Annotated in this window: 1 protein-coding gene; it reads left to right on the top strand. The window is 77.7% G+C overall.

Annotated features, from left to right (window positions below):
• Window positions 1-298 (top strand): PDZ domain-containing protein (locus LPA54_RS36390; protein ID WP_228984793.1); only part of this gene is annotated, 298 nt, incomplete at its 5' end.
• Window positions 299-524: the final 226 nt, after the last annotated feature.

Below are 524 nucleotides of genomic sequence, written 5' to 3'. Positions count from 1 at the left end.
GGCGGGCCCGGTCCCGGTGCCCGCGCCGGCCCTCTCCGCCCGGCTAGGGGTGCAGGTGACCGACGACGGCCGGCCGGGGGCCCTGGTGGTCGGCGTGCAGAACCCCGGCCCCGGCTTCACGGCCGGCCTCCGGAAGGGCGACCTGCTGCTCGCCGTCGGCACGACCCGCGTCGACACGGCCGCGGACCTGGCCCACGCGGTGTCCGGCACCCCGCCGGGCACGAAGATCCGCCTGACCGTCCGGCACCCCACCGGCGGCTGCCAGCAGCTGACGGCGGTTCCCGGGATCCTCACGTGAGGAGGTGTGCGAGGGCGCGCGGCCGAAGGAACACCCGGACGCTCGGGGCGGGGCGGGGCGGGGCGGAGCCGGAGATTCTGCCCCCCCCGGAGGGGCAACCCCCCGCAACCGGCTCGCGCCGTACCCGTTCGGCGGGCAGGATGCTGCCCGTAGCCCCGACGTCCGCCCTGGGAGGCATCCGGATGACCGGCACCGCGCCCGTGCCCTTCACCGCCGACGACTACAA

The sequence above is a fragment of the Streptomyces sp. DH12 genome, from assembly GCF_020873895.1.
Lineage (GTDB): Bacteria > Actinomycetota > Actinomycetes > Streptomycetales > Streptomycetaceae > Streptomyces.
The sequence above is the reverse complement of the archived record's forward strand: the minus strand, read 5'-3'. Positions and strand labels throughout refer to the sequence as shown.